The organism is Saccharopolyspora endophytica (assembly GCF_018070075.1).
In the GTDB taxonomy this organism is placed as follows: domain Bacteria; phylum Actinomycetota; class Actinomycetes; order Mycobacteriales; family Pseudonocardiaceae; genus Saccharopolyspora; species Saccharopolyspora endophytica.
Genome location: NZ_JAGPXE010000002.1, coordinates 761,265 through 768,022 on the forward strand (window position 1 = coordinate 761,265; position 6,758 = coordinate 768,022).

General features: G+C 70.3%; 6 protein-coding genes. All 6 read left to right on the forward strand.

The window, feature by feature from the left end; genetic code table 11:
* The first annotated feature begins 57 nt into the window (after positions 1–57).
* The 6 genes from KBO27_RS07585 (at position 58) to tyrS (ending at position 6,232) form a co-directional block, all read left to right on the forward strand.
* Entirely contained in the window at positions 58–1,245 is a 1,188-nt protein-coding gene (locus KBO27_RS07585; protein ID WP_210969193.1) for an acetylornithine transaminase, read from the forward strand.
* Positions 1,246–1,317: 72 nt separating this feature from the next.
* Positions 1,318–2,241 carry an ornithine carbamoyltransferase gene (gene argF / locus KBO27_RS07590; RefSeq protein ID WP_210969194.1) on the forward strand — a complete coding sequence of 308 codons (924 nt, stop codon included), beginning with the start codon at positions 1,318–1,320 and terminating at the stop codon, positions 2,239–2,241.
* A complete protein-coding gene (locus KBO27_RS07595) occupies positions 2,238–2,741 on the forward strand; it encodes an arginine repressor (protein ID WP_132675190.1) in 504 nt (167 codons plus the stop codon). Before argF ends, KBO27_RS07595 begins: the two co-directional genes overlap by 4 nt.
* Before the next feature lie 103 nt (positions 2,742–2,844).
* A complete protein-coding gene (gene argH / locus KBO27_RS07600) occupies positions 2,845–4,266 on the forward strand; it encodes an argininosuccinate lyase (protein ID WP_307870279.1) in 1,422 nt (473 codons plus the stop codon).
* A 34-nt stretch (positions 4,267–4,300) separates the two neighbouring features.
* On the forward strand, positions 4,301–4,924 hold the full coding sequence (locus KBO27_RS07605; protein ID WP_210969195.1) for a DNA-3-methyladenine glycosylase: 624 nt from the start codon (positions 4,301–4,303) through the stop codon (positions 4,922–4,924).
* Positions 4,925–4,957: 33 nt separating this feature from the next.
* Positions 4,958–6,232 carry a tyrosine--tRNA ligase gene (tyrS, locus tag KBO27_RS07610; RefSeq protein ID WP_210969196.1) on the forward strand — a complete coding sequence of 425 codons (1,275 nt, stop codon included), beginning with the start codon at positions 4,958–4,960 and terminating at the stop codon, positions 6,230–6,232.
* The last annotated feature ends 526 nt before the right edge of the window (positions 6,233–6,758 follow it).

Genomic DNA, 6,758 nt, shown 5'->3' on the forward strand with positions numbered 1-6,758 from the left:
TCCCGCGCTCATGTCGGCCGACCGGGTGCGGGTGTCCCGCAAGAACACGGAGGACGCATGACGACCAACGCGACCGGGATGCAGCGCTGGCAGGCGTCCATGATGGACAACTACGGCACCCCGAAGCTGACCTTCGTCAGCGGGTCCGGTGCCGAGCTGACCGACGCCGACGGCAAGACCTACCTGGACTTCGTCAGCGGGATCGCCGTCAACGCCCTCGGCCACGCCCACCCCGCGATCGTCCAGGCGGTGTCCGAGCAGGTCGCCAAGCTGGGCCACGTCTCCAACCTCTACGTGCACGAGCTCGGCCTGACGCTGGCCGAGCGGCTGCTGGAGCTCGCCGGGGTGGCCGGCCAAGGGCGCGTGCTGTTCTGCAACTCCGGTGCGGAGGCCAACGAGGCGGCGTTCAAGATCGCCCGGCTCACCGGACGTCCCAAGATCGTCGCCACCCAGGGCGGCTTCCACGGCCGCACCATGGGCGCGCTCGCACTGACCGGCCAGCCCGCCAAGCAGGAGCCGTTCGCGCCGATGCCCGCCGGTGTCGTGCACGTGCCCTACGGCGACGTCGCCGCGCTGGAGTCCGAAGTGGACGACAACACGGCCGCGGTGTTCCTGGAGCCGATCCAGGGCGAGAACGGCGTCGTCGTCCCGCCCGAGGGATACCTGCGCGCCGCCCGCGAGATCGCGTCCCGCAACGGTGCGCTGCTGGTCCTCGACGAGGTGCAGACCGGCATCGGCCGCACCGGCTCGTGGTTCGCCTTCCAGCGCGAGGGCGTCACGCCCGATGTGATCACCCTGGCGAAGGGCCTCGGCGGCGGTCTGCCGATCGGCGCCTGCATCGGCATCGGAAGCGCCGCCGACCTGCTGCACCCCGGTCAGCACGGCACCACCTTCGGCGGTAACCCGATCGTGTGCGCGGCGGCTCTGGCGGTGCTCGACACCATCGCCTCCGAAGGGCTGCTCGACCACGTCGAGCAGGTCGGCAAGGACCTCGTCAGCGGTGTGCAGGCGCTCGGCCACCCGCTGGTCCGCGAGGTCCGCGGGGCCGGGCTGCTGGTCGCCATCGGGCTCACCGAAGCCGTCGCCGCCAAGGTCGCGGCCGCCGCGCAGGAACGCGGATACCTGGTCAACCCCATCCAGCCGGACGCCATCCGGCTGTGCCCGCCGCTGGTGGTGCGCGGTGAGCAGGTGCAGCGACTGCTCACCGACCTCCCCGAACTGCTCAACGCTGCTTCGGAGGGCTGATGAGCAACACTGCACTTTCGCGCTCATCCGTCCGACCGGGTGCGGGTGTCCCGCACGAGAAGGAGAACTGAGATGTCCCGGCACTTCCTCCGCGACGACGACCTCACGCCCGACGAGCAGGCCGAGGTCCTCGACCTCGCCGATGCGCTCAAGGCCGATCCGCTCGGCTCCGACGTGCTCAAGGGCAAGTCGATCGCGGTGCTCTTCGAGAAGAACTCCACCCGGACCCGCCTCTCCTTCGAGGTCGGCATCCACCAGCTCGGCGGACAGCCGATCGTGGTGGACGGGCGGATGATGCAGCTCGGTCGCGAGGAGACCATCGAGGACACCTCGCGCGTGCTGTCCCGCTACGTCGACGCCGTCGTGTGGCGGACCTTCGCCCAGGCGCGCATCGACGCCATGGCCTCGGCCTCGCGCGGGCCGGTGATCAACGCGCTCACCGACGAGTTCCACCCCTGCCAGGTGCTCGCCGACCTGCAGACCATCCGCGAACGCCACGGCAAGCTCGCCGGGCTGACCCTGACCTACCTCGGCGACGGCGCCAACAACATGGCGCACTCGCTGCTGGTCGGTGGTGTCACCGCGGGCATGCACGTGCGGATCGGCGCCCCCGAGGGCTTCCGGCCCGCCGAGTGGGTGCTGGAAGCGGCGCGCAAGCGCGCGGCCGAGACCGGCGGTTCCGTCGAGCTGCACAACACCCCGCAGGGCTCCGTCGAGGGCGCCGACGTGCTGGTCACCGACGCGTGGACCTCGATGGGCCAGGAGAACGACGGCAAGGACCGGGTGAGCCCGTTCCGCCCGTACCAGGTCAACGCCGAGCTGCTGGGCGCCACCGGCAAGTCCGACACGAGCGTGTTGCACTGCCTGCCCGCGCACCGCGGGCTGGAGATCACCGACGACGTGCTCGACGGACCCGCCAGCGCGGTGTTCGACGAGGCCGAGAACCGGCTGCACGCCCAGAAGGCCCTGCTGTCCTGGCTGGTGCGACGATCGTGAGCACGACCCGAGTCGCGCGGCAGGCGCGCATCGTCGAACTCGTGTCCTCGATGGACATCCGCAGCCAGACCGAGCTGGCCAAGCTGCTCGGCGACGCCGGCATCGAGGTCACCCAGGCCACGCTGTCGAGGGACCTCGACGAGCTCGGCGCCGTCAAGCTGCGCGGCCCGGACGGCGGGGCGGCGGTCTACGTCATCCCGGAGGACGGCAGCCCGGTCCGAGGCGTCCAGGGCGGCACCTCGCGCCTGAGCCGGCTGCTCGGCGAGCTGCTGGCCGGTGCAGACGGAGCGGGCAACCTCACCGTCCTGCGCACCCCGCCGGGCGCTGCCCAGTTCCTGGCCAGCGCCATCGATCGCGCGGCGCTCACCGAGGTCGTGGGCTCGATAGCGGGTGACGACACGGTCATGATCGTCGCCCGCGAGCCGCTGACCGGGCACGAGCTCGCCGAGCGCTTCACCGCGATGGCAGCGGGCGGCCTCCACGTCGAGGATGAGGCGTAGGGCAGGCTGGTCCGAGCTGTCCGGGCACGAGGGACATTGAACGCGGGCGGTTCGACAGCAGAACTGCCCGGAAGCCAACCGAGAAAGCACCGAGGAACCGAACGTGACGCAGCAAGGCAGTGAGCCCACCAAGCTCTGGGGCGGCCGGTTCGCCTCCGGTCCGGCCGAGGCGATGGCCGCGCTGAGCCTGTCGACGCACTTCGACTGGCGACTGGCGCCCTACGACATCGCCGGATCGCGCGCCCACGCCCGCGTCCTCCACCGCGCCGGGCTGCTGACCCAGGACGAGCTCGACGCGATGCTCGCCGGGCTCGACACCCTCGCCGCCGACGTCGAATCCGGAGCCTTCACCCCGGTCATCGACGACGAGGACGTGCACACCGCCCTCGAACGCGGCCTGCTGGAACGCGTCGGCGCCGACCTCGGCGGCAAGCTGCGCGCCGGTCGCTCCCGCAACGACCAGGTCGCCACCCTGTTCCGGATGTGGCTGCGCGACGCCGCCCGGCGCATCGCCGCAGGCGTGCTCGACGTCGTCGACGCGCTCGCCGGGCAGGCCGCCGCGCACCCGGACGCGGTGCTGCCGGGCCGCACCCACCTGCAGCACGCCCAGCCTGTGCTGCTCGGGCACCACCTGCTCGCGCACTGCCAGGCGCTGCTGCGCGACGTCTCCCGCATCCGCGACTGGGACGCCCGCACCGCCTACTCGCCCTACGGCTCGGGTGCGCTGGCCGGGTCCTCGCTGAGCCTGGACCCGCAGGCCATCGCCGCCGACCTGGGCTTCCGCGGCGCCACGGACAACTCCATCGACGGCACCGCGTCCCGCGACTTCGCCGCCGAGGCCGCGTTCTGCCTGGCCATGCTCGGGGTCAACCTCTCCCGGATCGCCGAAGAGGTGATCATCTGGAACACCGCCGAGTTCGGCTACATCACCCTCGACGACGCCTGGGCCACCGGCAGCTCGATCATGCCGCAGAAGAAGAACCCCGACGTCGCCGAGCTCGCCCGGGGCAAGTCCGGTCGGCTCATCGGCAACCTCTCGGGTCTGCTGAGCACGCTCAAGGCCCTCCCGCTGGCGTACAACCGGGACCTGCAGGAGGACAAGGAGCCGGTCTTCGACTCCGTCGAGCAGCTGGACCTGCTGCTGCCGGCGATGAGCGGCATGCTCGGCACGCTGACCTTCCACACCGAGCGGATGGCCGAGCTCGCGCCCGCCGGGTTCACCCTCGCCACCGACATCGCGGAGTGGCTGGTGCGCCAGGGAGTCCCGTTCCGCGTCGCCCACGAGGCGTCGGGGGAGTGCGTGCGCACCGCCGAGACCCGCGGAGTCGGCCTGGACGAGCTCACCGACGCCGAGCTGACCGCGGCTCACCCGGCGCTGACCCCGCAGGTCCGCGAGGTGCTGACGGTCTCGGGCTCCATCGAGTCCCGCGATTCGCACGGCGGGACCGCGCCGAGCCGGGTGGCCGAGCAGCGCAAGCAGGTCGTGGCGGCCGTCGACGAGCACCGAGGGTGGCTGTCGGAGTGATCAACGGCAGCGCGCGCCCGGTAGGGTGCTGAGCGTGGACCAGGTGACGAGCGACGAGCTGGCCCGCGACCCGCTGTGGGTCGCGCGTCGGCTGCTGGGCTGCGAACTGCGGTCCAGCAGCCCCGAGGGCGAGGTCGGCGTGCGCCTGGTCGAGGTGGAGGCCTACCGGGGCACCGATGATCCGGCGTCGCACTGCTACCGGGGCCGGACCGAGCGCAACTCGGTCATGTTCGGCCCCGCCGGCCACCTCTACGTCTACTTCGTCTACGGGATGCACTTCTGCATCAACGTGGTGTGCATGACAGACGGTGTCCCCGGCGCGGTTCTGCTGCGCGCCGGGGAGATCACCACCGGCAGCGAGCTCGCTCGCAGCCGGAAGCCCGCCGCCCGCAAGGACGCCCAGCTGGCCAGCGGTCCGGCTCGGCTCGCGGGCGTTCTCGGCATCACCCGCGAGCACAACGGCGTCGACCTGACCTCGCCGGATTCGCCGGTGCGCCTCTACGACGGCGCGCAGGTCGCCGAGGACGACATCCGCAGCGGCCCCCGCGTCGGCGTCGCCGCCGCCATGGACCTGCCGTGGCGGTCGTGGGTCGACGGTTCGGAGTCCGTCAGCGCCTACCGGCGTGGCGGCCGACGCCGGACCCGAGCCCGGACGTAAACCGGTTTGCGGGGATGAGCGAAACTGGACTGCGTGAGTGAGCACATCCTTGACGAGCTGGCCTGGCGCGGACTGATCGCGCAATCCACCGACCTCGACGCGCTGCGCCGAGACCTGGACACCGGGCCGCTCACTCTCTATGCGGGTTTCGACCCGACCGCGCCGAGCCTGCACGCCGGCCACCTGATCCCGATGCTGACGTTGCGCCGGTTCCAGCAGGCGGGCCACCGGCCCGTGGTGCTGGCGGGCGGGGCGACCGGTCTGATCGGTGATCCGCGCGACGTCGGCGAGCGCAACCTGCACGACGAGAGCACGGTCGCCGAGTGGACCGGGAAGATCCACGGCCAGCTGTCGACGTTCGTCGACTTCGACGACTCGCCGACCGGCGCGGTCATGGCCAACAACGCGGACTGGACCGCCGACCTGTCGGTCACCGCGTTCCTGCGCGACGTCGGCAAGCACTTCTCGGTGAACACGATGCTGGCGCGCGAGACGGTCAAGCGCCGGCTGGAGACCGACGGCATCTCCTACACCGAGTTCAGCTACATGCTGTTGCAGGCCAACGACTTCGTGCAGCTCTACCGCAAGCACGGCACCACGTTGCAGCTCGGCGGGTCCGATCAGTGGGGCAACATCATCGCCGGGGTGGACCTGATCCGGAAGCAGGAGAGCGCGGCGGCCCACGCGCTGACGCTGCCGCTGGTCACCGACTCCGAGGGCCGCAAGTTCGGCAAGTCCACGGGTGGCGGGAACGTCTGGCTCGACCCGTCGCTGACCTCGCCCTACGCCTGGTACCAGTACTTCGTGAACGCCGCCGACGCCGATGTGCCCAGCTACTTGCGCCTGTTCACCTTCCTCGACCGCGAGGAGATCGAGGAGCTGGAGAAGACCACGGCCGAGCGCCCGCAGCTGCGCGCCGGGCAGAAGCGGCTCGCCGAGGAGCTGACCACGTTGGTGCACGGCGAGGACCAGACCCGCAAGGTGATCGCCGCGAGCCAGGCGCTGTTCGGGCGCGGGGAGATCGCCGAGCTCGACGAGGCGACCCTGGACTCCGCCATGGCCGCCGTCCCGCAGGCCGAGGTGCGCCTGGCGGACGGGCCGACGATCGTCGACCTGCTCGTCGAAACCGGTCTGGTCAACGGCAAGGGGGCTGCGCGACGCACCATCAAGGAGGGCGGCGCGTACGTCAACAACGTCAAGATCGCGGACGAGGACTGGGCTCCGAGCCAGGAGGACCTGCTGCACGGTCGCTGGGTGGTCGTCCGTCGCGGCAAGCGCCACACCGCGGGGGCCAAGGTCCTGAGCTGACACGAGCACTGGAACGGGGCGCTGACCTGCGGGTTCGCGCCCCGTTTCGCTTCAACACCCCCCCGGTTTGACCCCCGCGAAACGGACCGTGTAACTTATTCCAAGTCAGAGCGACACGGGCCGGGAAAACCGGGCCGGGCCTGATGCGGGGTTGCGAACCAAGCTCCTGTCTCCGGATGGTAGAGTGGGCGCCCCGACCGGGAAATCGAGAAAGTAAAAGCAAGCCAATCGGCTTGGGGATGCGGACGCGGTTTTCCACCCTGTTCTTTGATTGAAAATAGCGCTTGGTAAGCTGCCGGGCAGAATAGCGAGCCGCATTCGGCGGCACCGGATAAGGGTTACCCCCCCGGTGAGACCGAAAAAAGGGCCTGCTAGTCTTCACTACAGCGAAAGCGCGAACGAGGAAATGACTCCCCGGAGTTTGCGGCCCTGTGAAATGGGTTGTGGCGATGGTGTGGGTGTGTTCTTTGAGAACTCAACAGTGGACTGTTTTGGTTAGTGTTCTTTTATGCCCCTGACCAGTGAT